We start from the raw sequence: 24,838 nt of genomic DNA, 5'->3' as shown, positions 1-24,838 counted from the left end.
GACGACAGTCCGATCGAGGCTGCGAGCGCGCGTGAGTGCCTGTGTTGCCCCGCGATCCTGACGACGACATGTGCGCCCGCATGGCGAGCGGGGCTGAGCACGGACTCCTGCATGGACCACCAGATGTTATCACCGCAAGATCACGACGAAAGCCGAGCCATTGTCATGTTGTCGACCGCTCGGGTGCAGCCGTATAGTATGAAGCAGAGGAGACGATCATGTCGAAGAAGAAGGCGGAGAGACGCCCGATTACTCCGGCAAGATAAAAGCGGCTCGCCTGTTGAACAGCAAGCCATTGACATGGCTTGCGTTCATCCGTGCCGGTCGGTCGGAACGCGTGCCGCGCTTAAGGTTTTTGGTAGCACGATCAATGCTGTTTTCGGCACTGTAGTGAGTTTCCCGGCTCTGAGGTGTTTTGGATGAGCACCAGTGAGCGTGAGTTCCGCGTCAGGCCCGGGCGCATTCGTCATGGGCGGGGCACCAACGCCAAGACCTTCATCAATCGTGTGCTGCGGGCTGCCAATGTCGCCGGTCACGTCGCGCGCTTGCCGACGGTTAACGGACGTCATGCGGTCCGGGCTCACTCGACCTTCGGGCGCGGCCGGCTCAGCTTCAGCCGCGAGCGTCTGTTCGTCCCGGTGCGTCGCGTCACGGTGAAGGCGCGGATCGCGAGGCACGCGGGGCGCGCGTTTCGGTCAGCGCCCCTGGCGACCCATCTGGCTTATCTCAAGCGCGATGGCGTCACTCGCGGTGGCGAGCCGGCCCGGATGTTCGATGTGGCTTGCGATCAGGCCGATGAGGCTGGCTTTGAGGCGCGGGGCAGGGGGGACCGGCATCATTTCCGCTTCATTGTGTCCCCGGAGGACGCGGCCGATATGGTGGATCTCAAGGCATTCACCCGGGACCTCATGCGGCAGATGGAGGCCGATCTTTCGACGCGGCTAGAGTGGATTGCGGTCGATCACTGGAACACAGACAATCCGCACATCCATGTCCTTGTGCGTGGCGTCGACGAGAGCGGCGCGGATCTCGTCATCTCCCGCGACTACATCAGCAGCGGCCTGCGCTCGCGCGCCGAAGAGCTGGTCGCGATCGAGCTTGGCCCGAAGCCGGAGCACGACATCCGCAATGCGCTCGAGAAGGAGATCACTGCCGACCGCTGGACGCGGCTCGATCGCGAGATCCGAATGGCGGCGGACGAGGTCGGCGCCATCGACCTTCGACCGGAAGCCGCAGGCCTTCCTGATCCCGAGGTGGTCCGGCTCATGCGCGGGCGCCTGCAACATCTGGAACGCCTGGGGCTGGCGAGCGCGGCCGGCCCCAACGAGTGGATGGTCGAGCTCGGTGCGGAGCGGAAGCTGCGCGAGCTCGGCATGCGGGGAGACATTATCAAGACGATGCACCAGGCCTTCGCGGCGCGCGGGCAAGAGCGGTCAGTAGAGGATTACGCGATCGGGGGATCCGATGCCGGGTCGCCGATCGTTGGCCGGCTGGTCGACCGCGGGCTGCACGATGAGCTGACCGGCGAGGCCTACGCCGTGATCGATGGCGTCGACGGCCGGGCGCATCATGTCCGGTTCCGTGGGGCCGAGGCTTTCGCCCAGGCGCCGCCTGTTGGCGGCATCGTCGAGGTCAGGCGCTTCGGCGGGCCGGACGAGGCGCGGCCGACCCTGCTGCTCGCGACGCGTTCGGATCTTGGTCTCGCCGAGCAGATCTCAGCGGAGGGGGCAACCTGGCTCGACCATCGCCTGGTCGAACGGGAACCGATGCCGCTGGCGCTCGGTGGGTTCGGCGCCGAGACCAGGGATGCTCTTCGCGCGCGGGCCGAGCATCTTGCAGACCAGGGTCTGGCACGGCGGCAAGGCCAGCGGATCATCGTACAGAGGGATCTCTTGAAGACCTTGCGACAGCGCGAGCTCGACGCCGTCGGTGCGCGGCTGTCGGCGCAGTTCAGTCTGCCGTCTCTGCCAGTGTCGCCAGGGACACCTGTGGCCGGGACATATCGCCAGCGGGTGGCGCTCGCCTCTGGCCGGTTCGCCATGATCGACAATGGACTCGGTTTCTACTTGGTCCCCTGGTCGCGCGAGCTCGACAGCCGGCTCGGGAAGACCGTCACCGGCCTCGCTAAGGCCGGCGGCATCGAATGGCAGCTCGGTCGCAAGCGCGACCTTAGCCTCTGATCAGCCCAGGAGAGCATCAATGCCAGCGACCCGAATCCTCTGGGGCCAGATCCTTGCGGTGTCACTGATCGTGTTGATTGCGGTCTTGGGCGCGACGGAATGGACAGCTTGGCGGCTGGCGTTTCAGGCGCGACTGGGACCGCCATGGTTCTGGCTCGCGGGATGGCCGGTCTATTGGCCGCCGGCCTTCTTCTGGTGGTGGTTCGTCTACGATGCCTATGCGCCACGCGTGTTCACCGAGGGCGCGGCCATCGCAGCGCTTGGCAGTCTCTTGGCCGCTGCTGCCGCGATCGGCATGTCGCTGTGGCGGGCCCGGGAAGCGAGGATCGTTGCGACCTATGGATCTGCGCGCTGGGCCGAGCCCGGTGAGATCGAGAAAGCCGGGCTGCTCGGCGAGGACGGCGTTGTGCTGGGGCGGCTGGGGATGCGCTATCTCCGCCATGACGGACCCGAGCATGTGCTGTGCTTTGCGCCGACGCGGTCGGGCAAGGGCGTGGGGCTCGTCGTGCCCTCGCTGCTGACCTGGTCGGGGTCGGCTATCGTCCACGACATCAAGGGCGAGAACTGGCAGCTCACGGCCGGCTTTCGGGCGCGGCACGGCCGGGTCCTGCTGTTCAATCCGACCAACCCGAAGGCCTCGGCCTACAACCCGCTGCTCGAGGTCAGGCGCGGGGCCTTCGAGGTGCGCGACGTCCAGAATGTCGCCGACGTCCTAGTTGACCCTGAAGGTTCGCTCGACAAGCGCAATCATTGGGAAAAGACCAGTCATTCGCTGCTGGTCGGCACCATCCTGCACGTCCTCTATGCCGAGGCAGACAAGACATTGGCCGGCGTCGCGGCCTTCCTGTCCGATCCCAAGCGGCCGATCGAGACGACGCTGACTGCCATGATGGCAACGCCGCATCTTGGCGAGGCGGGTCCGCATCCCGTCATCGCATCGACCGCGCGCGAGCTTCTGAATAAATCCGAGAACGAACGGTCGGGCGTGCTGTCCACCGCGATGTCGTTCCTCGGACTCTACCGCGACCCCGTTGTGGCCGAGGTCACCGGCCGCTGCGATTGGCGCATCGCTGACTTGATTGCGGGCGACGAGCCGGCGACGCTGTATCTGGTCGTGCCGCCCTCGGACATTTCGCGGACCAAGCCACTCATTCGGCTCGTGCTGAACCAGATCGGCCGGCGTCTGACCGAGGACCTTCAAGCCCGGGAGCGCCGGCATCGCGTGCTGATGATGCTGGATGAATTCCCGGCGCTCGGGCGGCTCGACTTCTTCGAGTCCGCGCTGGCCTTCATGGCCGGCTACGGCATCAAGAGCTTTCTGATCGCGCAATCGCTCAATCAGATCGAGAAAGCTTATGGGCCGAACAATGCGATCCTGGACAATTGCCATGTTCGTGTGAGCTTTGCCACCAACGACGAGCGAACTGCCAAACGTGTGTCCGACGCGCTCGGCACTGCCACCGAGATGCGGGCGATGAAGAACTATGCCGGCCATAGGCTGGCGCCTTGGCTCGGTCACCTCATGGTCTCGCGCCAGGAAACGCCGCGGGCGCTCCTGACGCCGGGCGAGGTAATGCAGCTGCCGCCGGCGGACGAGATCGTGATGGTCGCCGGCGCACCGCCGATCCGGGCGAAGAAGGTCCGCTACTTCGAAGACCCAAGACTGATCGCGCGTGTTCTGCCGCCCCCAGACATCGCGAGGCCCGTTCTGACGCAAGGAGCGGATGCATGGTCGGCGCTTGCGCCGATATCTCCATCCCTAACCAAAACCGAAGACCTTTCGCTCGCTAGTGAAGATCAAGCCAATGGCGGTTTGCGCAGGGAGCCCGAGCTGCCAGAGCACGTCGCGATCGCAAGTGAGACGACCATCGCCGATCCGGTAGACGAGTTCTCGCTGGTGCTCGACGATGATCAGGCGACATTTCCGAACAGCGGGCGTGATCCGACCATGACGGGCGTCGCGCGGCAGGCGGCGCTTGATCCCGGCGACGACATGGGTCTGTGAGGGCGGTTCATGCGTGATCGGATGAATGTCTACTTTACGCCCGAGCTGCTGAAGCAGATCACGGAGCTCGCCGATCGCAAGAAGCTGTCACGCTCGGCGATCGTGGAGGCGGCCGTTCTGTCGTTCCTGTCGCCCGATGGCGCCGACCGCCGCGAGGCTGCCTTCACGCGAAGGCTCGATCGGCTATCGCGCCAGATGCAACGGCTGGAGCGGGACGTTGGGATTCTCGCGGAGACGTTGGCGCTGTTCGTCCGCTTCTGGCTGACCGTGACGCCGCCGCTTCCGAACGAGGTTCAGTCGGCGGCGCAGATTAAGGGCCGTGAGCGGTTCGAGGGCTTCGTCGAGGCACTCGGCCGGCGCCTCCAGAAGGGCCAGAGCTTTCTGCGCGAGATCCCGGAGGATTTCGTGAGGAAGACACCGGAAGAGCCAAGCGAATGAGAGACGGCTTCGGACAGGGGCCAAGCAGGAGTCTACGCTAGAGTTTCTTTTCCTGCGCTTGAGCGCGAGCGCTGGATCGCCTCAGATGCCATTCAGCAAACAGGGGGGTATCGACGGACCAAATGGGGTCCGAACGATGAAGAAGAAGATCACTCTGCAGCTCTCCGATGAGATTCTCGACCGTCTGAAGAGCGCAACCGACGAGCGATGTGTGAACCGCGCCATTCTCGTGGAGAAGGCGCTGGAGCGCTTTCTCCGTGAGCCAGTGGATAGCGGAGCGCCTTCGCAGGATCGACTAGGTAGTTTGGAACAGCAGCTCGAAGGTATTCAGCGGGATCTGAAGGCGCTGAATGACACGGTCGGCCTTCATGCCCGCTATCACTTGGCCTTGACGTCGCTCGGGCGCGATGGGGCCACCCAAGGTTCGGCGGATCGCCGTCTTAGTGAGGCACCAGCGACCCGACGCGCTGAGGGGGAGGTTCGCGAGCGTATAACGGAGGATTGTTCTTCCGAGCACGATGACGAGCCGTTGCCGTTCGGAGCTCCGACCTGTCGCGTGAGTAACAGCCGAACCGCTGTGCCAATCACTGAGGTGTCCTGGGGTGTGCCGGCCGCCCGGGAGGGCGGCGAGGATCCCTTTCGCCTTGCAGAGGGATCGCTGCGCTAAGCGGCCTTACCGCAACCGTCCCCGAGAAGCCGAGCCGGACTACATGTTCGCGAGGAAGGATGCTGAGGCCAATGACCACGGCCGCGGCATCGCCGGCTGGGCCGTCGTGGCTCTGGTCTTCATGCCATTCGCAGCCGGCTATTTCCTGTCGTACCTGTTCCGGACAATCAATGGGGTCGTGTCCGCGCGCCTGGCCGCGGAGCTCGGACTGAACGCCGCAGACCTCGGCCTGATCACGGCAGTCTACTTTCTGGTGCTCGCGGCTGCCCAGATCCCGGTCGGCGTGATGCTCGATCGCTACGGGCCGCGGCGCGTTCAGAGCGTTCTGCTTCTGATTGCTGCGTTCGGCGCGGCCGCATTTGCGCGCTCGACCGGGCCGCTTTCGCTGCTGATGGCGCGTGCTGTCATCGGCCTTGGCGTCGCAGCTGCTCTCACCGCGGGCCTGAAGGCGATCGTTCTCTGGTTCCCGCGGGAGCGTGTGGCGCTTGTGAACGGATACATGGTCATGCTCGGCGCGCTTGGTGCTGTTGCTGCGACGCTGCCGGCGGAAGCGGTGCTGGCCAAGACTGGATGGCGGGATCTGTTCGATATCCTGGCCGTGACCACAGCGGGCACGGCGATCTTGATCTTCTTCCTGGTCCCGGAGCGCGATGTTGAAGCGTCATCCGCAGCAGCCGGCGGCGGTCTGCGAGCGATCCTGGCCGACAGACGCTTCTGGAAGATCGCGCCGCTATCGGGCGGCTGCATCGGATCGGCCTGGTCGATGCAGGGTCTTTGGGCACCGGCGTGGCTAACGGACGTCGAAGGAATGACACGGACGGAGGTGGTGACCGCGCTATGTGCGACAGCCATCGTGCTGAGTCTTGGGGCTTGGTTGCTCGGCATGATCGCGAGTTGGACCCGCCGAAAGGGCATCAGGCGCGAGACATTGCTCGCGCTCGTGGCGGTCCTGTTCATCCTGGCCCAGTTGGCGCTGGTGTTGCGGCTGCCGCTGCCGTCGATCGGTCCCTGGTTGATGATCGCCATTGTGGGCTCGGCAACCGTGCTGAGCTTTGCGATCGTATCGGACTATTTTCCTAAGGAGATGGCCGGGCGAGCGAATGGCGTTCTGAACGTCGTGCACTTCGGATGGGGGTTCCTTGCACAATACGGGACAGGACTTCTGGTGGCGCATTGGGCCCAACAAGACGGACACTACCCGGCCGTTGCTTATCAGGTCGCGTTCGGCGTCAACGTTGCCCTCCAGACTGCGGCCCTCGCTTGGTTCGCAATTTCGCGCGGAAGACACGCGACAAGAAAGTCAGACGATCGATTCAGCTTCGCACTGTATGAAGACTTTGACGATCTCGGATCGTACTCCGAACAGCCTGTTCTGATCGAGGAGCCAGTGGCTCAAGGCAAGTGGTGAGGCAGCAGTCGGTCCGACATCCTCGGACCCTCTCAACGCACGGCTGACGAGAGGATCGACCAAACGTTTTTTTTCCTGGAGCGAGAATCATCTAAGGCCGTCCGCGAGATCCCTGCAAGCAGCGATCTCGCAACGCATCGATAAAGGCGCGAACCCGAGAAGGCATGTGCGCACGGGTCGGGAAGACGGCCCATATCCCGACTTCTTTTGGTTCGACGTCTGCGAGGACGATACTCTGCAATTCTCCGCGCGCGACCTGTTCATGCACGTCCCAGTAGGTCAACATGGCGATGCCGACGCCCGCGATGCAGGCGGCTCGTACCGCGTCGACGGTGCTGGCCGAGAAGGGGCCGCCCGTCCGAACTCGGTGCATCTCGCCGTTCTTCATGAACGGCCAAGCGTCCATCGCGTGAAGCTTGATGCATGGGTGGCTCACCAGGTCTTCTGATGTCGCGGGTAGGCCGAAGCGTGCGACGTAGCTTGGCGATGCGATCAGAGTAAACGGATTGTCGGCGACCCTCGTCGCTATCATGTCCGACGGCTTCATCTCCGCAACGCGAACTGCCACATCCAGTCCCGTCGTCGCAATATCGACGAGGCCGTCGCTCAGGATCAGATCGACGCGTAGCGCGGGGTTGTCGGCGATCAACTCGGCTACGACAGGGACCACGACAGAGTGGCCGATCACGTTCGGCGCTGTAATCTTCAAAACGCCCGACAGGCCGGAGGCGCCGGATGAGACCGAGTCGAACGCCGAATCACGCGCTTCTATAAGCGCCACCGCGTGAGGCAAGAAAGCCTCTCCTTCGGGAGTGAGCGATAGCGATCGCGTCGTGCGGTGGAATAGACGCGCGCCGAGCTCGGCTTCGAGGCCTGCCAGCCGGCGGCTGACCAGCATCGGCGTCGTGCCGATCTGGCGCGCCGCAGCCGACAGGCTGCCGACGGAGACGATGGCGCGAAACAAGGCTACATCCGCGAGATCCATATTATAACGATATCCGTTATATTGCTTATCGTCCAGCCGGCCTTCTGCGTTCCACCCGCAAGAGCTAGACCCAAAGTCGACGCGCGGCACTCCTAGAATTTGAGCCAAACCGCCGCTTCAATGCTCTTGGAGGTCTGAACAATGGACATCGACACAAGCGCGCTTTTCGCGCCGATCGTTATAAACCGCCGCGCGGCGAAGAACCGCCTGTCTGTCGCGCCGATGACGCGCATCTCGGCGACCCAAGACGGCCGCGCGACCGAGGCGATGACCCGCTATTACGAGCGTTTCGCGCGGGGCGGGTTCGGGACGGTCATCACCGAAGGGATCTACACCGACCAGGCGTTCTCGCAGGGCTATTTTCATCAGCCCGGCATGTCCGACGAAGCGCAGGCCAATGCGTGGAAACCGGTCGTCAACGGGATCAAGGCGCACGGCACGCTCGCCATCGCGCAATTGATGCACGCCGGCGCAATCAGTCAGGGCAATCGCTTTCGCGACACCACGGTCGGGCCGTCTCCGGTTCAGCCGAAGGGTGAGCAGATGACGTTCTACCATGGCAAGGGCACCTATGCTCCGCCAGTCGCGATGACGGAGGCGCAGATCGCCGACGCCATCGACGGATTTGCAGAATCGGCGGCGCGCGCAATCAAGGTTGCCGGGTTTGACGCGATCGAAATCCATGGCGCCAACGGATATCTCCTCGACCAGTTTTTGACCGACTATGCCAATGACAGGGCGGATCGGTGGGGCGGCCCCACGGAGAAGCGCGTCGGATTGGCCGTCGAAACCCTCAAAGCCGTGAGGGCGAAGGTCGGCGCTGAGGTGCCGGTCGGCGTCCGCATCTCGCAGAGCAAGGTGAACGACTACCATCACAAGTGGGCGGGTGCCGAGCGCGATGCTGAAATCATCTTCGGCAGCCTCGCGGACGCCGGCGTGGATTTCATCCATGTAACCGAATTCGAGGCGTGGAAGCCGGCTTTCGCCACGGGCGGTCCGTCACTAATGCACCTCGCCAAGCGCTACGCGCCCCATGCAGCGATCTTCGCCAACGGCAGCCTGCACATCATCGAACAGGCAGCGGCCGCGCTGGACGACGGCGCGGATATCATCTCCATCGCCCGAGGTGCCCTGGCAAATCCGGACCTACCGAGACGTTGGTCCGAGCGAGGTGTCCTCAACAACTTTGACCCCGCTATCCTTGGACCGATCGCCTACATCAAGGAAGCCGAGCTGGCGATGTGAGGCAACTCGATTGAGGATCGCCAACATTATAAATGGGAGTCGATAGAAATGGGTAGCGTCGCAATATTCTGGATGCAGCTCCTCGTGAGTTGCGCTGTCGTCTCCCTCGTCGCGGCGTGGTACATCTGGCCTTTACTACTCAAAATCCCCCGTAACTCCGCCCTGATCCTGCTGCTGTTCGTGCATGTACCCCGCTACGTGGGCATGACCGAATTGGTCCCTGGTATGATCGATCCCAACCTGCCTGACTTGTTCATTTCAAGTGCGGCTTACGGCGATCTCTTGGAAGCGGCGCTGGCCCTCGCTTCCATCTTGGCGCTGAGGAGCAATTGGCGCCATGCGGTTCCTCTCGTGTGGATAGCCAACACCTGGGGATTCCTTGACCTGCTGAACGGCGTGCGCGGCGTCCTGCAGTTGAACGTACCGAGCTTCAACCTTGCTACTCTTTGGTATGTCTACACGTTTTACGCTCCCTTGGTGCTCATCTCACATTTGCTGATCTTTGGGATTCTGATCAAATCCAGATCTTGGAAGAGGGCGTTGGACATCGCGTAAGGAAACAATTTGGCTGCGTTGGCTGCGGCACGCCAATCATGTGACGGCGATGATCGCCGCTTGGGCGAGCCGCTCCCTTCTGCCGATCATTGCTGATCTGCCGCAGGTCGAAGCCGCGAAGGGCGTGTCCGACGTAGAAACCAGAAAGGGACTGCTCCAACTAGAAATCCCCAGCGGCGATCATCGCATGATTGCCGACGAACCGATCTCGGTCGGCGGCCTGGACAGCCGGCGATCGCCATACGAGTTCGTATCCGCGGGCCTCGCAGCCTGCACAGCGATGCCAGCAAGGCAAGGGACGCGGGTACGAGCCTAGGCAGCCGACCATTTGGCGGATTCGACAAGGAAATCGGCGAAGGTCCTTGCGGAGGGTTTGGCGCCTCTGCCGTCCGGAAACACGGCATTCAGTTCGACCGACCCCATATCCCAGTCGGCTAACACCCGAACGAGGGAGCCGTTCGCGATCTCGCCTCGGCAACCGACGCTCGCCATCGCGGTCAGACCAAGGCCGGCAACTGCTGCTGCGGTCGCGACTTCATTGACGGTCGCCGTCAGCCGGCCACCCACGCGCACCGACGTCGCCTTGCCGTTCTTGCGGAACGTCCAGGCGGGGCCTAGGCGCGACGGTCCCACGATGACCGAATGTGCAGCGAGGTCGGCGGGCGTCTGGGGAACGCCGAACCGTTCGAGATAGGTCGGCGAAGCAACGATCACCCGCGGCCATGCCGCGATACGACGCGCCACTGCCGTCGAGTCCGGAAGCGACCCGAATCTCAGCCCGATATCGATGCTTTCACTCACGAAGTTCTGCCGCATGTCGTCGGCCACGAGCTCGACCCGCAGCGCCGGATGCTGGTCCATGAAAACCGGAAGGCGCGGCGCGACCTCCCGGATGGCGAAAGTGGATGAAAGGCCGACGCGCAAAACGCCCCGCAGCTCGCCGGTCCCGCGCACCGCGTATTCGGCTTCGTCGAGCGCGCTGAGGATCGGTTCGACCCGAGCCAGAAAGTCGGCGCCGGCCTCGGTCAGGGTGACCGCGCGGGTCGTGCGCGTGAACAGAGCTGCGCCCATCTTGCGCTCGAGGGCTGCAATCGTGCGAGACACGGTCGGCTGAGGAATATTGAGCTCGCGGCCGCCCGACGAGAAGCTCCCCCGCCGGGCGACGCGAACGAACAGACGTAACGACGAGAGGTGATCATTCATGGCAAGAATGAATAACTGAAAGCCATAATGCCCGTCTACTGGCTTTGATTTGGATAGAGCACTTTCCCGGTCGCAGGACGCGGATGCGTCCCAACCGAGGAAAAAGCGATGTCCCTTCAAGCCAAATTGGATGCCCTGAAGACGAAATTCGAAACCGAAATGGCGCCGCCTGAGGTCGTGGCGGTCATGCACCGCGTCACCGATGAGCTGATCGCTTCGGGTCAGGCGGGCCGTGCTCTGCACGCCGGCGACCGTGCTCCGGTGTTTGCGCTGCCCGATCCTGACGGCAAGCTCGTGTCGTCGCAGGACCTGCTGGCGAGAGGTCCGCTGGTCCTGACATTCTATCGCGGCGCCTGGTGCCCCTACTGTAATCTCGACCTTCAGGCGCTAGAGGAGGCTCGGTCTCAAATCGAAGCGCGCGGTGCATCTCTTGTTGCCGTCTCACAGCAGACAGCCGCCAACAGTCGCAAAGCCCAGCGCAACAATAAGCTCGGCTTCCCCATTGTCGGCGACAACCGAGGCGAACTGGCCGCGCAATTCGGAATCCGCTGGCACCTTCCCGAAGACCTGCAGGCGGTCCACAAGCAGCTCGGCGCCGACCTCGTCGCGTTCAATGGTGAGGACAGCTGGACGCTGCCGATGCCGGCAAGATACGTGATCGGGCAGGACGGCGTCATTGCCTACGCGGAAATCAATCCGGACTATACGCGCCGGCCGGAGCCTTCGGACGTGTTTCCTGTCCTCGATCAGCTGAAGCGTTCGAGCGCGGTCTGACGCGGCATTCTCGAGCCAGAGTCGAGGAACGAATTGGATATCCGGCTCTGCCACAGGTAGCAACCCAGGCGAATACGACTGCTCCTTTCACGCGAAGTGGCCGGCGCCTGGGGCATCAAGAGGACCCATTCATGTCGAGAACTGCTTTGATTGTCGGCGACGGAGTTGGTGACGGCGCTCCGTGCGACGGCCGTCGTGCTAAGTCTTGGGGCTTGGCATACTCGACATTCTCGCGAGTCGGATCCGCAAGAAGGGAATCAGGCCCGAGAAATTGCTCGCGTTCGTGGCAGTCCTGTTCATCCTGACCGAACCGGCGGCGCGGCACGTGCGTGGCAGTTTGGTAACCGGCCGGGAACGACTCCCATCTCAGTTTACGCTTTTCTTCGCCAGAGCGCGCAGAGGACAATGGTTATCTTGCCGAGGCAGGTGAGCTGCATTCTTTGATCATCCGGTTCGCGCAGCGTGGGTGCGCTTGACGAGTCGGAGATCAGGGGTGACCGGGATCGCTCAATTGGCCTCGCGCGGTGCGCGTATGCTGCGGACGGCCTTGGGCCCTGCAATCGAGCTCCTTCTCGATGATGCATCCGTGGTCGAGGTGATGCTCAATCCAGACGGCCGGCTCTGGGCTGATCGTCTCACATCTGGTTTGATTGACACGGGCGAGATGGTTTCCGCGGCGGACGGCGAGCGGATCATTCGTCTCGTCGCTCACCATGTCGGGCTCGAGGTCCATGCCGGATCCCCACGCGTCTCGGCAGAATTGCCGGGTACGGGCGAACGGTTCGAAGGTCTGATTCCGCCCGTCGTCGCCGCGCCGACCTTCGCGATCCGCAAGCCGGCAGTCGCGGTCTTCACGCTCGATCATTACATCGCCGGCGGGATCATGAGTGCCGAGCAGGCAGGTGGCCTACGGATGGCCGTCCTCGATCGATGCAACATCCTGGTGGCGGGCGGCACGTCGACGGGCAAGACGACGTTGACCAACGCGCTACTCGCCGTCGTTGCCGAAACCTCAGACCGAGTCGTCCTGATCGAGGACACGCGCGAACTGCAGTGCCGCGCGCCCAATCTTGTTGCGCTTCGAACCAAGGACGGCGTGGCGTCTCTGTCCGACCTGGTTCGATCGTCACTTCGGCTGCGTCCTGATCGTATTCCGATCGGCGAGGTGCGGGGCCCGGAAGCGCTCGATCTTCTGAAAGCCTGGGGCACCGGTCATCCCGGCGGGATCGGCACGATCCACGCCGGTTCGGCACTCGGCGCGCTTCGGAGGCTAGAGCAGCTGATTCAGGAAGCCGTCGTCACCGTCCCGCGCGCTCTCATTGCCGAAACGATCAATGCCATCGCCGTGCTCACGGGGCGCGGTCGCGAACGACGCTTGAGCGAACTCGTCCGGGTCGAGGGGCTCGCTGCGAACGGAGACTACCTTCTCGTGCCTTTGGGAGACCAATGATGAAGAGACCGATCGGGCGACTATCGGCGGGTCTAACTGCCGCGGCAGCCTTCACACTGCTGATCGAGTGCCCAGCTCGCGCCGCCGGCTCGAACATGCCCTGGGAACAGCCGCTCAATCAGATCCTGCTCTCGGTCGAGGGGCCGGTCGCCAAGATCATTGCGGTGATCATCATCATCACGACCGGGCTCTCTTTGGCTTTCGGAGAGACCTCGGGTGGCTTCCGGCGGCTGATCCAGATCGTGTTCGGACTATCCATCGCCTTTGCGGCGTCGAGCTTCTTCCTGTCGTTCTTCGCCTTCGGCGGCGGGGTGGTGATCTGATGGATGAAGACGTGAAAGGCTTCGTCGCTCCGGTTCACCGCTCGCTGACCGAACCGATCCTGCTTGGCGGCGCGCCGCGCTCGGTTGCGATCGTCAATGGCACGTTGTCGGCCGCGCTCGGGCTGGGGCTCCGGCTCTGGTTCTTTGGCCTGCTGCTCTGGTTCATCGGTCACATGATCGCGGTCTGGGCCACGAAGCGCGATCCGTCCTTCCTCGAAGTCGTGCGCCGTCACCTGCGCATTCCCGGTCATCTCGGTCAGTGAGGTCAGCATTGTTCAATCTCGCCGAATATCGTCGCACCAACATCCGGCTTGCGGATTTCCTCCCCTGGGCCGCCCTGGTCGATGAAGGTGTGGTCCTCAACAAGGACGGCTCGCTGCAGCGGACGGCGCGCTTCCGGGGACCAGATCTGGAGAGCTCCGTCGCCTCCGAACTCGTTGCTGTCGCGGCCCGTCTCAACAATGCGCTGCGGCGGCTCGGATCGGGGTGGGCGATATTTGTCGAGGCGCAGCGGCATTCGGCAGGAGCTTATCCGCCTTGCATGTTTCCGGATGCGGCGTCAGCGCTCGTCGACGCCGAGCGTAAGGCGCAATTCGAGGAGGAAGGGGCTCACTACGAGTCGAGCTTCTATCTGACTTTTCTGTACCTGCCGCCACGGGAAGATGTCGCCCGATCCGAGCGCGTGCTCTATGAGGGCCGGCCGCAATCGGATGGTGCGAACGGTCGCGAGATCCTGCGCAGCTTCATCGACCGGACCGACCGCATCCTGCAGCTGATCGCCGGCTTCATGCCCGAATGCGGCTGGCTCGGTGACGAGGCGGTACTGAGCTATCTGCATTCGACGATTTCGACGCAGCGCCAGCGGGTCCGGGTTCCAGAGATCCCGATGCATCTGGATGGGCTGCTCGCAGACCAGCCACTGACCTGCGGGCTCGAGCCCATGCTGGGATCGGTGCATCTGCGGGTCCTCACCATCATCGGCTTTCCCTCGGCCACCACGCCGGGGATTCTCGACGATCTGAACGGGCTTGCGTTTCCCTACCGCTGGTCGACGCGCGCGATCATGCTGGACAAGCAGGATGCCGTGAAGCTCGTCACGCGGATCCGCCGGCAATGGTTCGCCAAGCGCAAATCGCTTGCGGCGATCCTGAAAGAGGTCATGACCAGCGAGGCGGCGAGCCTCGTCGACACGGATGCGCACAACAAGGCAATCGATGCCGATGCGGCGCTGCAGGATCTCGGATCGGACGACGTGGGGCAGGCGTACGTGACCGCGACGGTGACCGTCTGGGATGTCGACCCGGCACGAGCGGACGAGAAGCTGCGGCGGGTTGAGAAGGTCATCCAGGGGCGCGACTTTACCTGCATGGCGGAAAGCGTGAACGCTGTGGAAGCCTGGCTCGGCGGTCTTCCGGGTCACGTCTACGCCAATGTTCGACAACCGCCGCTGTCGACGCTGAACCTGGCCCATATGATCCCGCTGTCGGCTGTCTGGGCCGGCGAGACGCGCGATCATCATCTCAAGGCGCCGCCGCTGCTGTTCGGCCGGACCGAAGGCGCAACGCCGTTCCGGTTCGCACTGCATGTCGGTGACGTTGGCCATACGCTGGTGGTGGGCCCGACTGGGGCGGGAAAGTCGGTGCTGCTGGCGTTGATGGCCTTGCAGTTTCGTCGCTATCCGGGCGCTCAGATCTTCGCATTCGATTTCGGCGGCTCCCTGCGGGTCGCTACGCTCGCCATGGGCGGGGATTGGCACGACCTCGGTGGTGCGCTGTCGGCGGAGACGGAAGCCGCCGTCGCGCTGCAGCCCTTGGCCGGCATCGACGATATCGGCGAGCGCGCCTGGGCGGTTGACTGGATCGCCAGCATCCTGGTGCACGAGAAGATTGTCGTGACCCCGGAGGCGAAGGAGCATCTCTGGTCGGCTTTGACCTCGTTGGCATCGGCGCCGGTCGCGGAACGTACTCTCACCGGTCTGTCGGTGCTGCTGCAGTCCAACAGCTTGAAGCGAGCGCTGAAACCCTATTGCCTCGACGGCGCGCAAGGCCGCCTGCTGGATGCCGATCACGAGGTGCTCGGTGACAGATCGGTGCAGGCCTTCGAAACCGAGGGGCTGATCGGGACAGCCGCAGCGCCGGCGGTGCTGGCCTATCTCTTTCATCGGATCGCGCAGCGTCTCGACGGCCGCCCGACGCTCCTGATCATCGACGAGGGCTGGCTGGCGCTGGATGATGCCGATTTTGCCGGACAGTTGCGGGAATGGCTGAAGACCCTACGCAAGAAGAACGCCTCCGTCGTCTTCGCGACTCAATCTCTGTCTGACATCAACGGATCGCCGATTGCGCCGGCGATCATCGAGAGCTGTCCCACCCGGATCCTGCTTCCCAATGAACGAGCGATCGAGCCACAGATCACAGCGATCTATCGACGCTTCGGGCTGAATGATCGCCAGATCGAGTTGTTGAGCCGCGCGGTGCCGAAGCGTGACTATTACTGCCAGTCGCGCCGCGGCAATCGCATGTTCGAGCTCGGGTTGGGGGAGGTCGGGCTTGCGTTTGCCGCCGTCTCTTCGAAAGCCGATCAGGCTGCAGTCACCGAGGTCTCAGCCTCGGCCGGGAAGGAGGGATTTGCGGCGGCTTGGCTCCGCTACCGGAATGTCGGCTGGGCGACCGATCTCATTCCAAGCCTCGATAACCTGGAGACCGGGGCATGAGGCGGATGTGTCGATTGGTAGTGTCCGCAGTGGCCATTGCTCTGGTGACAGCCGCGCCTGCGCGAGCGCAGCTGGTCGTCTTTGACCCGAACAACTATGCCCAGAACGTTCTGACGGCTGCCCGCGAGCTGCAGCAGATCAACAATCAGATCCTGTCGCTGCAGAACCAGGCGCAGATGCTGATCAACCAGGCGAAGAACCTGGCGAGCTTGCCGTATTCCTCGCTGGCGCAGCTGCAGCAGTCGATCCAGCGCACGCAGGACCTCCTGAAGCAGGCTCAGCGGCTGGCCTATGATGTCCAGCAGATCGACCGCGCTTTTGCGACGACATACGCGCCGGCCACCGGCAACACGTCCAATCAGGATCTCGTCGGCAATGCGCAGGCGCGTTGGCAGACGTCGGTGGCAGCCTTGCAGGATGCCCTCAAGGTTCAGGCTGGCGTGGTCGGCAATCTCGATATGGTGAAGAGCCAGTCGTCGGCGCTGGTCGCAGCCAGTCAGGGCGCGAGCGGCGCGTTGCAGGTGACCCAAGCGGGCAACCAGATCTTGGCGCTGCAGGCGCAGCAGCTTGCTGATCTCACGGCCGCGGTGGCGGCGCAGGGACGTGCACAGACCCTCGATACCGCACAGCGCGCGGCAGCTCAAGACCAGGGCCGCGAACAGCTCCGGCGCTTCCTCGCGCCGGGGCAGGGCTACCAGCCCTCCAATGTCCGGATGTTCCACTGAGGATGATCATCTGATCTGCGGGAGCTCTGCTGTCGCTCGAGGGAGATTGGCTCATGGCCGGAACGGGTATTATCGATCAGTTTCTGGAAGCCTTTACGCGCTCGATCGATAGCGGCTTTGGGCTGCTCGGCGGCGAGGTCGGCTATCTCGCAACGATGCTGGTCGCGATCGACGTGACGCTGGCGGCGCTGTTCTGGGCTTGGGGAGGCGAGGACGACATCATTGCGCGCCTGGTGCGGAAGACGCTGTTCGTCGGGGTCTTCGCCTATCTCATCGGCAACTGGAACAGCTTGGCGCGTACCGTTTTCGAAAGCTTCGCTGCCCTTGGCTTGAAAGCCTCCGGATCGGCGCTATCGACCGCCGACTTCCTGCGGCCGGGGAAAATCGCCCAAGTCGGGCTCGATGCCGGGCGGCCACTGCTGCAGGCGATCTCGAGCCTGATGGGCTATGTCAGCTTCTTCGAGGCCTTCGTGCAGATCGTGGTTCTCCTGTTTGCCTGGCTGGTGGTCCTGCTTGCGTTCTTCATCCTGGCGATCCAGCTGTTCGTCACCCTGATTGAGTTCAAGCTGACGACGCTCGCGGGCTTCGTGCTGATCCCGTTTGGTCTGTTCGGCAAGACCGCGTTCGCGGCCGAGCGCGTGCTGGGGAATGTCATGTCGTCGGGCATCAAGGTGCTGGTGCTCGCGGTCATTTCCGGCGTTGGCTCGACGCTCTTCGCGCAGCTGACGCAAGCCAGCGGTGGCGACCCGCCGACCATCGACAGCGCCATGGCGCTGGTGCTGGGATCGCTGTCGCTGCTTGGTCTCGGCCTGTCCGGGCCCGGAATTGCGAATGGCTTGGTATCCGGCGGCCCGCAGCTTGGCGCCGGCAGCGCCGCCGGTGCGTCTTTGGCAGCCGGTGGTCTCGCTGCGGCCGGCGTAGGGCTTCTTGCTGGAGCAGGAGGGCTTGCCGGTGGTGCGCTCTCCGGCTCGACCCGAGCTGCTGCATCGCTTCGTGCTGGCGCGTCTAGTGTCTTACGCCGTGGCGCAGCTGGAGCGGATGAGGCGGGCGGGACCTCGAGTCCCTTGCGCGAGAGGGTAGCTGCACCGAACGGCCAGGCAGATCCCTCTCCGCCGGTCGAGGGGAATGTCTCAGCTGCTGCCGCGCCCCGTTGGGCACAGCGCATCAAGGCGGCGCGTGCCATTCACCAGGGGGCGTCCACAACCACGCAAGCGGTGCGCAATGCTGAGCAGGGCGGGCGTGGCGGCTCCGTCGATCTCTCCGAGGGGAAATCCTGACATGTTCAAGCGTCCATCCGTTCACTATGGCCGGACACCCGAGCCGGTCACGCCCTATCAGAGGGCCGCGCAAGTCTGGGACGAGCGCATCGGCTCGGCTCGTGCGCAGGCCAAGAATTGGCGGCTGATGGCGTTGGGGTGCCTGGGCCTCGTCGCAGGTCTTGCGTCCGCGCTGATCTGGCAGTCGACGCGCGGAACGGTGACGCCTTGGGTGGTCGAGGTCGGGCATCTTGGCGAGGTCCAACGGGTTGCGCCGGCGATCGCCGACTACAAACCGACGGATCCGCAGGTCGCGTTTCATCTCGCCCGCTTCATCGAGAATGTCAGAGGCTTGCCGGCGGATGGAATCGTCCTGCGCCAGAACTGGCTGCGCGCCTATGATTTCACGACGGATCGCGGTGCTGCTGCGCTCAACGAGTACGCGCGCTCCAACGATCCGTTCACGAAGCTCGGCAAGTCGCAGGTCTCGGTCGAGGTCTCCAGCGTCATCCGGGCCTCGCCGGATAGTTTCCGAGTCGCCTGGGTGGAGCGTCGCTACGAGAACGGCGCACTGAGCGCGACCGAGCGCTGGACTGCGATCCTGACGATCGTGCTCGCGATGCCCGAGAACGCCGATCGGCTGCGCAAGAACCCGCTCGGTGTCTACGTCCACGCCATCAACTGGTCGAAGGAGTTGTCGCAGTGAGCAGGCAGATTGCTGGGTTGTCGTACGCGCGATGGACGATCGTGCTTGTGACCATTGTTCCGCTTGCCGGCTGCGTGACGACTGCGCCGCCCAAGATCAGCTATGACAGCGACGTTCCGCCCTTGCCGGCACCGCCTCCGGCCGTGGAAGACAGGCCCAAACCACTTCACTTGCCGCCGCCATGGAAGGTGTCTCTGGGTGGCCGAACGGGTGCCAAAGAGGATTCGGACCCGATCGATCGCGTCGCGACAGCCAACAGCGTCGCGAGGGTCGAGCCGCGCAAGCGGGGCTATTTCAATGCGGCGCAGATCTATGCCTACAGTCCTGGCGCGCTCTACCAGGTCTACGCGGCGCCGGGGCAGATCACCGACATCATGCTCGAGGAGGGCGAGCAGCTCACGGGCTCCGGTCCTGTCTCGGCCGGCGACACCGTCCGCTGGGTGGTCGGCGATACCGAGAGCGGCATAGGTGAGACGCGGCGCGTCCATATTCTCGTCAAGCCGACGCGGGCTGCAATCGAGACCAATCTCGTCGTCAACACCGACCGGCGGACCTATCTGATTGAGCTGCGGTCTCGCGAGAAGCCGTATATGCCGGCCGTCGCCTGGTACTATCCGCAGAATGCCGAGACCCGGGCTCGGCAGGCGATGCTGAGGCCGGAGCTGCCTGAGCCGTCGCAGCGGCGTCTGCGATATCGGATCGAGGGTGACGATCCGCCGTGGAAGCCGGTGAATGCCTACGATGATGGCCGAAAAGTCTATATCGAGTTTGCCCGCGGCATCGTCCAAGGCGAATTGCCGCCGTTGTTCGTCATCGGCCCGGATGGTGCACCGGAGATCGTCAACTATCGGACCTTCCTCAATGTGATCATAGTCGATCGCCTGTTTGCCGCCGCAGAACTGCGCTTGGGCGGCGAACAGCAGCAGAAGGTCCGGATCATCCGAACCGATGGAGCGACCCCATGACGGGCGGCGATGACACAGATTCGGTCGCGCAAGAGACGTCTGCTGCCGATCAGCGTACCAAGGAGCTGCGGCTCAAGGGTGATCCGCCGCAGATCACGCGGCTGTCCCGCAAGGTTCTGGCGGGCGGGAGCGCGCTGGCGCTGCTGGTGATCGGCGGCACCTTCATCTGGGCGCTGCAGGCCAACAAGCCACGGCAATCCGGTTCGGACGAGCTCTATAGCACCGATCACCACGATGTGGCGGACGGCGTGTCTGCGCTGCCGCGCGATTATGCGAGCTTGGGCAAGGACACCCCTGTTCTCGGCCCACCGCTACCAGGCGACCTCGGCCGGCCGATACTTGCGTCGCAAGGTCAGGCAGCGCCCACCACACCGGATCCGGATCAGCAGCGCCGAGAGCAGGAGACGGAAGCTGCGCGTGTCAGCCGGCTGTTTGCCGCCACCAATGCGCGCGAGGCGCAGCCGCCGGCAAGCCCAGTTCAGGGCGTCGATCGCCCTGAGATGGCGCCAAATCCCGATGAGCTCCTCGCCCAGAATGGTCAGGAGCGCAAGCTCGCCTTCGTCAACGCTCCCGTTGATCGCCGCACCGTCAGTCCTGATCGAGTGACGCGGCCAGCGTCTCCATTTGTCGTCCAAGCCGGCACCGTCATCCCCGGCGCGCTGATCACGGGGATTCGCTCCGACCTCCCAGGACAGATCACGGCTCAGGTGACCGAGAACGTGTTCGACACACCTTCGGGACGCGCTCTGCTCGTCCCGCAAGGAGCACGCCTCATCGGCGTGTACGATAGCCAGGTAACGACCGGTCAGACACGCGTGCTCCTGGTCTGGACGAGACTGATCATGCCCAATGGCCGTTCCATCGTGCTCGACCGTCTACCGGGAGCCGATGCAGGCGGCTATTCCGGGCTCTCTGATGAGGTCGACAACCACTGGAAGCAACTCGTCGGTTCCACATTGCTCTCGAGCCTGCTGTCGGTAGGCAGTGAAGTCAATGCCGGGGCGAATTCAAACACGAACAATGCAGGGATCATCCAGGCGTTACGCCAGGGCTTTGGCAACGCGATGAGCCAAACCGGCCAGCAATTCGTGCGCCAGCAGATGAACATTCAGCCCACGTTGACTGTGAGGCCGGGATTTCCGATCCGGGTCATCGTCAGTCGTGATCTGGTGCTCGAACCGTATTCAGGGTGAACGCATGTCTACGAGATTAAAGATCACGACAATCCCCGATGACAAGCCAACCAGGTTGACCGTGGAGCTCCCTGCTGCTGTGTATAAGGATCTCAGCGCCTATGCGGAGGTCCTATCGCGGGAGACTGGTGAGCAGGTTAAGGACGTTACTCGGCTCATTGGCCCCATGATTGCGCGCTTCATGGCGTCCGACCGCGCCTTCGCGAAAGCACGAAAGAAGTCGTAAGATCCGTCTGGTGCTGCAGGGATTCGATGAAGAGACTCTCCGCTTGCCGTAGAGCAAGGACCTCGACGAATCGAGCTTCGTCCGCGCTAACGATCCGCCAAAAGGCAAGTGAACGGCCATCTGCTCAACCGCGCATCAGCGCGCGACCAATATCTGCCTTCCTTTCGATCATGCGTACGACCGCTTCGATAATTCGATCGACCGCTTTGTGGCGATAGGCAAAGCGATCATCCAAATCAGGGCGGGCGACGATCATCGTCGCGTTGGCCTCGAATAGGAGTACATCGCCATTGTGGTTGATCCCGAAATCAACTCCGGCGTAATCGAGGCCCAGAATTTGCCCAACGCGTTCCAACGCGCTGATCGCCTTGTGGCCGAGAACGCCGCGCATGTCCTCCAGGAACTGCGCTTCTTCGCGACGATGGTCGGCATTTTCCGAGGTCTGAGAGGTGAAGTAATGCACCTTCCAGTCCCTTGATATGGCCAGATGCAGGGGAAAGAGCTCACCATCGATCAGCATCACCCGATATTTCCGCGCGTTGCCGTCGTTGCCGCGGGCGTCGAGATAACGAATCACCAGCAACTCGTCGCCCGGAAGACGCGCGATTGCTCCGGCCAAGCCGTTAGCCTCGGCGACCAGGACAAAATGACGGCCGGTGTGGTAGCCGGGCGAACGCAACAGCAGCGGAAAGCTGATGCCGCGCTTCGCGATCATGGCGGGTCCGTCAGGCCCCGCAAGCGCAGCGCGTCTCATCGAGTGCGTCTCCGCCGTAACGAGCGCCGGAATGCCCCGCAGGCGCCGGGCATTTACGACGCGCCCGGTCGTCATGATCGCCCTCGGATCGTTGATGACCTGCACGGCCGTCCGCTTTACAAGGCGACGGGCCGCGCGAAGCGCCGGCATACACAGATCGGCGTCCCCGATAGTGTTCAAGATCACGTCATGCACGGGCAGCGGCGAGGTTGGGTCGAGATAGTCCGCAACGACAACGGAGATCTGGAACACGCTGTCGTCGAGGATCGAGGCCATCGGGATGTTGCCGCCGCCGGACGACACGAGTTGCATCAGTGCAACCGGCGCTTTGACGCCCCGATATGGCAGCGTCGAGATAGCATGGTGACGGAAACCCTTGGCGAAATGATGCCGGGCGGCAGCGCGTTCGCCCAAGTCGGAAAGCACAGCACCGAGCCCCTGATGGGCGTTCGCGTTGTCGGGATCGCACTCGAGCGCCGCCTCGTAGTGCGAGCGCGCTTCGTCATATTTCGATGCACGTAGCAGCAGGTTGGCGAGATTGACGTGCGCGATCGGATTATCCGGATGATGGCCGATGGCCTCTGCATAGACGCGGCACGCGGCCGCAATGGCACCAATCCTGGTTAGAAAAGTACCGAACTCGTTCAATGCGCCGAAATGCGTCGGCAGCACGCGCAGAACATCGATGAAGGCAAGTTTGGCATCCTCCATGCGACCGAGCGCAGCGAGCAGACTCGCGCGTTCGACGAAGAGATCGACGAGATCACCGTCGACCGCGTGCGGGCCCAGCAAGCCGTCGAGGTCGACAAGTCGCGCCTCCTGCACCAGCCGCGGAGCCCATTCTCCCGCGGGTGCCTGCGCCGAACGTTCCGGTCCTGGTCGAAACCCGGACCCTGCCAGTCGAGAGTCTCGCATTCTGGGACGGTATGCGATTCGCGCGCGTCGGCGCATGCCGCGGGAGCAGCTGCTACATTACAATTTGTTTGGATAGGGTCCAAGCGCTACGATGAACATCGATAGCGCGCGCCACGCGCGTTAGAACAGGCGATGGCTGACAAATGCCACGAGCCTCTTGAACCACTAGCGGCCAGCTCAAAGGTAATTGGCTCTTCCATCGATTTATTAAGATTTAGTAACATGAAAGCAATTTAATCTGCGACACGACGTCTCAGTTAACACCCGTTTAACCGCCAGGATCGATCCTCCGGCCGTGTAGTCAGCGTATCGGAGCTCCCACCCTCAACGGAGACGCACAATGTCGCTCTCAGCAATTTCTAGCCAGCCGACGACCGCGGTCCAGACTACGAACAGCCAGGCCGACTTTCGGCAATCGTTCAATCAGCTTGTCAGCGCGCTCAACTCGGGAAGCCTTAATGACGCCCAGCAGGCCTACTCGGCGCTCAGTCAGTTGCAGAGTAGCGGCCAAGGTCCATCCTCCAACTCGAATACGCCATTCGCACGCGCGCTCAGCCAAATCGGTCAGGATCTACAGAACGGCGACCTGAGCGGAGCGCAACAAGCCTTGGCTTCGCTGAAGTCGCACGGCGGTCATCATCACGGGCACCGTGGCGGGGGAACCGACTCATCCGCGACGTCGGTCGTGGCCTCGACCACGGCTTCATCCGCGACCGGTTCGCTCCCGTCGTCGAACGGCGTTGACATCACGACATGATGCACGCCAGGGATGGCCGGCTCATCTAAGCGGCGGCAGACTGTCTGCTGCCGCAATCAAGCTCAACCGGCTTGGCGAAGGTTCGAAGCGCCGTCGTACGTTGCAAGCGTTCTTCGCCCGTCGGCGGTCGCATTGATAGCCTTAAAACCACGGCCTTGCGCTTACATCTGAGCGGCGATCGTTCGTACTGAAACGATCGTGATGCGCGCGGTCAACGTCAAGCGCCGATTTTTCGCTGTTGTTGTTGGGTCCCGGGCCGAGCTTGATGCCGCAATTGATCATCCGAACCGTGTTGTATGGATCAGCTCGCCGAACGCCTGCTGCTCGCCTATCGTCAAACTTGGCGTCGCGTGGCGATCCAAATGTTGATGATCAACTTTATGAATCGCGTCGATGTCTAGGCTCTGTTCCGGCTCAGGCCGAAAAGTGGTTCGTACTCGTTCGTTGCCGCCACTCTTGCTCGAGCTGCCGGCGATCTTCACTGCGCGCGGTCCCGTTCCGTCGCGACGGATCGTTTTTTGACATCGTCAAAAGATGTAATAGCGAAGGCCCTGTCGTGATTCATTGCGACGCAAATCCACTGGTCCCGGTAGCCGAGCGCCACAACTTTCGTATTGATGTTACATTAACATTCGGCCACGCGTTCGTTCGCTTCAAGGAGTTCGATGGGCTCGGAGTGTTTGGATCTGCGCCGTCAACTTGCCGGCTGGTGTCCCCAATAGTAAAGCAGAGCGAGCAGCGTGCTGATGCTCAAGGCAAGTGCAATCAATAGAATCCGGTCGATCATAGTTGACCGATCAGTTTCGAAACGAAGTTGCAGTGTCTATCGTTTCGGATTTAGATGTGCGTGCCATATTGTTTATCGCGCCAATCATCACATCGCCGCTGTTTTGACGTTGCTTAAGATGTCAGAGATCTGGGAGCGGGCTTTTGTCATATTCCGACGCACGCGCTGTTTGTATTTAACGACAGCATCCCTATCGAACTCAAAAAGCTGCTCTTCGGGATAAGTTCTGCCGAAGATGTCGACCAGTAGGCTGCGAAATTTGCCTGAAGCGAGACTGTTCACGTCGTCGAGTGGTTGTTCAGCGTAGGCAACCGTCTGTGCGGAGGTAAGGGCGCATAGCAGCGGATGGAGTCGGGTCGAGTAGACCTTGCGATACTGTTGAATATGCTGGATTGTGCGATCGAGCGGTAGTTCCAACAAGATCTGGTCGCCGATATAGAGCAGTTCATCGCTGGTTGGAGTGCTCATTGGAACTGATCGATGAGCCAGTCTCCCAAGTGGATAGCGTTGCTGCGACCGCGGCCATAAAGATCGAGGTCCTCTTCCGAGCGAGCGTACCACATCGTTAATCGATGGAGCAGGCACTCGATCGCGTCGCACGAGATAAG

General features: G+C 62.7%; 25 protein-coding genes. 20 read left to right on the top strand and 5 right to left on the bottom strand.

Annotated features, from left to right (window positions below):
- Positions 1–419: 419 nt before the first annotated feature.
- From BRAS3809_RS03155 to BRAS3809_RS03135, 5 genes are all read left to right on the top strand, one after another.
- Positions 420–2,180: a relaxase/mobilization nuclease domain-containing protein gene (locus tag BRAS3809_RS03155; protein WP_008960657.1), complete on the top strand. Its 1,761-nt coding sequence runs from the start codon at positions 420–422 to the stop codon at positions 2,178–2,180.
- A gap of 19 nt (positions 2,181–2,199) precedes the next feature.
- Positions 2,200–4,185, top strand: a complete 1,986-nt coding sequence (locus tag BRAS3809_RS03150; RefSeq protein ID WP_008960656.1) for a conjugal transfer protein TraG — start codon at positions 2,200–2,202, stop codon at positions 4,183–4,185.
- Between the two features lie 9 nt (positions 4,186–4,194).
- A complete protein-coding gene (locus BRAS3809_RS03145) occupies positions 4,195–4,623 on the top strand; it encodes a ribbon-helix-helix domain-containing protein (RefSeq protein ID WP_035655164.1) in 429 nt (142 codons plus the stop codon).
- Positions 4,624–4,759: 136 nt separating this feature from the next.
- A complete protein-coding gene (locus BRAS3809_RS03140; protein ID WP_035655162.1) occupies positions 4,760–5,290 on the top strand; it encodes a ribbon-helix-helix domain-containing protein in 531 nt (176 codons plus the stop codon).
- A gap of 43 nt (positions 5,291–5,333) precedes the next feature.
- Positions 5,334–6,698: an MFS transporter gene (locus BRAS3809_RS03135; RefSeq protein WP_008960653.1), complete on the top strand. Its 1,365-nt coding sequence runs from the start codon at positions 5,334–5,336 to the stop codon at positions 6,696–6,698.
- Positions 6,699–6,789: 91 nt separating this feature from the next.
- On the opposite strand, the gene BRAS3809_RS03130 is transcribed toward BRAS3809_RS03135, so the two are convergent.
- Positions 6,790–7,683 carry a LysR family transcriptional regulator gene (locus BRAS3809_RS03130; protein WP_008960652.1) on the bottom strand — a complete coding sequence of 298 codons (894 nt, stop codon included), beginning with the start codon at positions 7,681–7,683 and terminating at the stop codon, positions 6,790–6,792.
- 141 nt (positions 7,684–7,824) lie between these two features.
- On the opposite strand from BRAS3809_RS03130, the gene BRAS3809_RS03125 reads away from it, so the two are divergent.
- Genes BRAS3809_RS03125 through BRAS3809_RS34280 form a run of 3 tightly spaced genes read left to right on the top strand, consistent with a single transcriptional unit; the run spans position 7,825 to position 9,799 of the window.
- A complete protein-coding gene (locus BRAS3809_RS03125; protein WP_008960651.1) occupies positions 7,825–8,928 on the top strand; it encodes an NADH:flavin oxidoreductase in 1,104 nt (367 codons plus the stop codon).
- A 48-nt stretch (positions 8,929–8,976) separates the two neighbouring features.
- A complete protein-coding gene (locus tag BRAS3809_RS03120) occupies positions 8,977–9,483 on the top strand; it encodes a DUF8737 domain-containing protein (protein ID WP_008960650.1) in 507 nt (168 codons plus the stop codon).
- A gap of 49 nt (positions 9,484–9,532) precedes the next feature.
- Complete coding sequence (locus BRAS3809_RS34280; RefSeq protein ID WP_052523329.1) at positions 9,533–9,799, top strand: OsmC family protein; 267 nt, start codon at positions 9,533–9,535, stop codon at positions 9,797–9,799.
- On the opposite strand, the gene BRAS3809_RS03110 is transcribed toward BRAS3809_RS34280, so the two are convergent.
- Positions 9,796–10,686: a LysR family transcriptional regulator gene (locus tag BRAS3809_RS03110; protein WP_008960648.1), complete on the bottom strand. Its 891-nt coding sequence runs from the start codon at positions 10,684–10,686 to the stop codon at positions 9,796–9,798. The genes BRAS3809_RS34280 and BRAS3809_RS03110 overlap by 4 nt on opposite strands.
- A gap of 108 nt (positions 10,687–10,794) precedes the next feature.
- Here BRAS3809_RS03110 and BRAS3809_RS03105 point away from each other — a divergent pair, with 108 nt between their 5' ends.
- From BRAS3809_RS03105 to BRAS3809_RS03055, 11 genes are all read left to right on the top strand, one after another.
- On the top strand, positions 10,795–11,460 hold the full coding sequence (locus tag BRAS3809_RS03105) for a peroxiredoxin-like family protein (RefSeq protein ID WP_008960647.1): 666 nt from the start codon (positions 10,795–10,797) through the stop codon (positions 11,458–11,460).
- A gap of 532 nt (positions 11,461–11,992) precedes the next feature.
- A complete protein-coding gene (trbB, locus tag BRAS3809_RS03100) occupies positions 11,993–12,910 on the top strand; it encodes a P-type conjugative transfer ATPase TrbB (protein ID WP_083839038.1) in 918 nt (305 codons plus the stop codon).
- Positions 12,910–13,233, top strand: coding sequence for a TrbC/VirB2 family type IV secretion system protein (locus tag BRAS3809_RS03095; protein WP_035655158.1), 324 nt, complete (start codon positions 12,910–12,912; stop codon positions 13,231–13,233). Before trbB ends, BRAS3809_RS03095 begins: the two co-directional genes overlap by 1 nt.
- Complete coding sequence (locus BRAS3809_RS03090) at positions 13,233–13,496, top strand: VirB3 family type IV secretion system protein (protein ID WP_008960643.1); 264 nt, start codon at positions 13,233–13,235, stop codon at positions 13,494–13,496. The genes BRAS3809_RS03095 and BRAS3809_RS03090 overlap by 1 nt, the downstream gene beginning before the upstream one ends.
- Positions 13,497–13,504: 8 nt before the next feature.
- Positions 13,505–15,946 carry a conjugal transfer protein TrbE gene (gene trbE, locus BRAS3809_RS03085; protein WP_035655157.1) on the top strand — a complete coding sequence of 814 codons (2,442 nt, stop codon included), beginning with the start codon at positions 13,505–13,507 and terminating at the stop codon, positions 15,944–15,946.
- Positions 15,947–15,951: 5 nt separating this feature from the next.
- Positions 15,952–16,671, top strand: coding sequence for a P-type conjugative transfer protein TrbJ (gene trbJ, locus BRAS3809_RS03080; protein ID WP_240535583.1), 720 nt, complete (start codon positions 15,952–15,954; stop codon positions 16,669–16,671).
- 53 nt (positions 16,672–16,724) lie between these two features.
- Positions 16,725–17,948, top strand: a complete 1,224-nt coding sequence (gene trbL, locus BRAS3809_RS03075; protein ID WP_008960640.1) for a P-type conjugative transfer protein TrbL — start codon at positions 16,725–16,727, stop codon at positions 17,946–17,948.
- Position 17,949: 1 nt separating this feature from the next.
- A complete protein-coding gene (gene trbF / locus BRAS3809_RS03070; protein ID WP_008960639.1) occupies positions 17,950–18,633 on the top strand; it encodes a conjugal transfer protein TrbF in 684 nt (227 codons plus the stop codon).
- Positions 18,634–18,650: 17 nt separating this feature from the next.
- Positions 18,651–19,598 (top strand): P-type conjugative transfer protein TrbG, encoded by a 948-nt coding sequence (gene trbG, locus BRAS3809_RS03065; protein ID WP_502685657.1) that lies wholly within the window; start codon positions 18,651–18,653, stop codon positions 19,596–19,598.
- Positions 19,595–20,791, top strand: coding sequence for a TraB/TrbI/VirB10 family type IV secretion system protein (locus BRAS3809_RS03060; RefSeq protein ID WP_008960637.1), 1,197 nt, complete (start codon positions 19,595–19,597; stop codon positions 20,789–20,791). The genes trbG and BRAS3809_RS03060 overlap by 4 nt, the downstream gene beginning before the upstream one ends.
- Positions 20,792–20,795: 4 nt before the next feature.
- Entirely contained in the window at positions 20,796–21,017 is a 222-nt protein-coding gene (locus BRAS3809_RS03055) for a DUF2274 domain-containing protein (protein WP_035655156.1), read from the top strand.
- A 124-nt stretch (positions 21,018–21,141) separates the two neighbouring features.
- Here BRAS3809_RS03055 and BRAS3809_RS03050 read toward each other — a convergent pair whose 3' ends face one another.
- A complete protein-coding gene (locus BRAS3809_RS03050; protein ID WP_008960635.1) occupies positions 21,142–22,596 on the bottom strand; it encodes an ATP-grasp domain-containing protein in 1,455 nt (484 codons plus the stop codon).
- Between the two features lie 430 nt (positions 22,597–23,026).
- On the opposite strand from BRAS3809_RS03050, the gene BRAS3809_RS35675 reads away from it, so the two are divergent.
- Entirely contained in the window at positions 23,027–23,443 is a 417-nt protein-coding gene (locus BRAS3809_RS35675; protein ID WP_139017302.1) for a hypothetical protein, read from the top strand.
- Positions 23,444–23,721: 278 nt separating this feature from the next.
- On the opposite strand, the gene BRAS3809_RS35670 is transcribed toward BRAS3809_RS35675, so the two are convergent.
- Positions 23,722–23,925 carry a hypothetical protein gene (locus BRAS3809_RS35670; RefSeq protein WP_139017301.1) on the bottom strand — a complete coding sequence of 68 codons (204 nt, stop codon included), beginning with the start codon at positions 23,923–23,925 and terminating at the stop codon, positions 23,722–23,724.
- A 392-nt stretch (positions 23,926–24,317) separates the two neighbouring features.
- Positions 24,318–24,698, bottom strand: coding sequence for a hypothetical protein (locus tag BRAS3809_RS03045; RefSeq protein ID WP_035655154.1), 381 nt, complete (start codon positions 24,696–24,698; stop codon positions 24,318–24,320).
- Positions 24,699–24,838 lie beyond the last annotated feature (140 nt).

This window comes from Bradyrhizobium sp. STM 3809, assembly GCF_000239795.1.
Taxonomy (GTDB): domain Bacteria; phylum Pseudomonadota; class Alphaproteobacteria; order Rhizobiales; family Xanthobacteraceae; genus Bradyrhizobium.
Note: the sequence above shows the minus strand (reverse complement) of the source record. Positions and strands in the feature narration are given on the sequence as shown.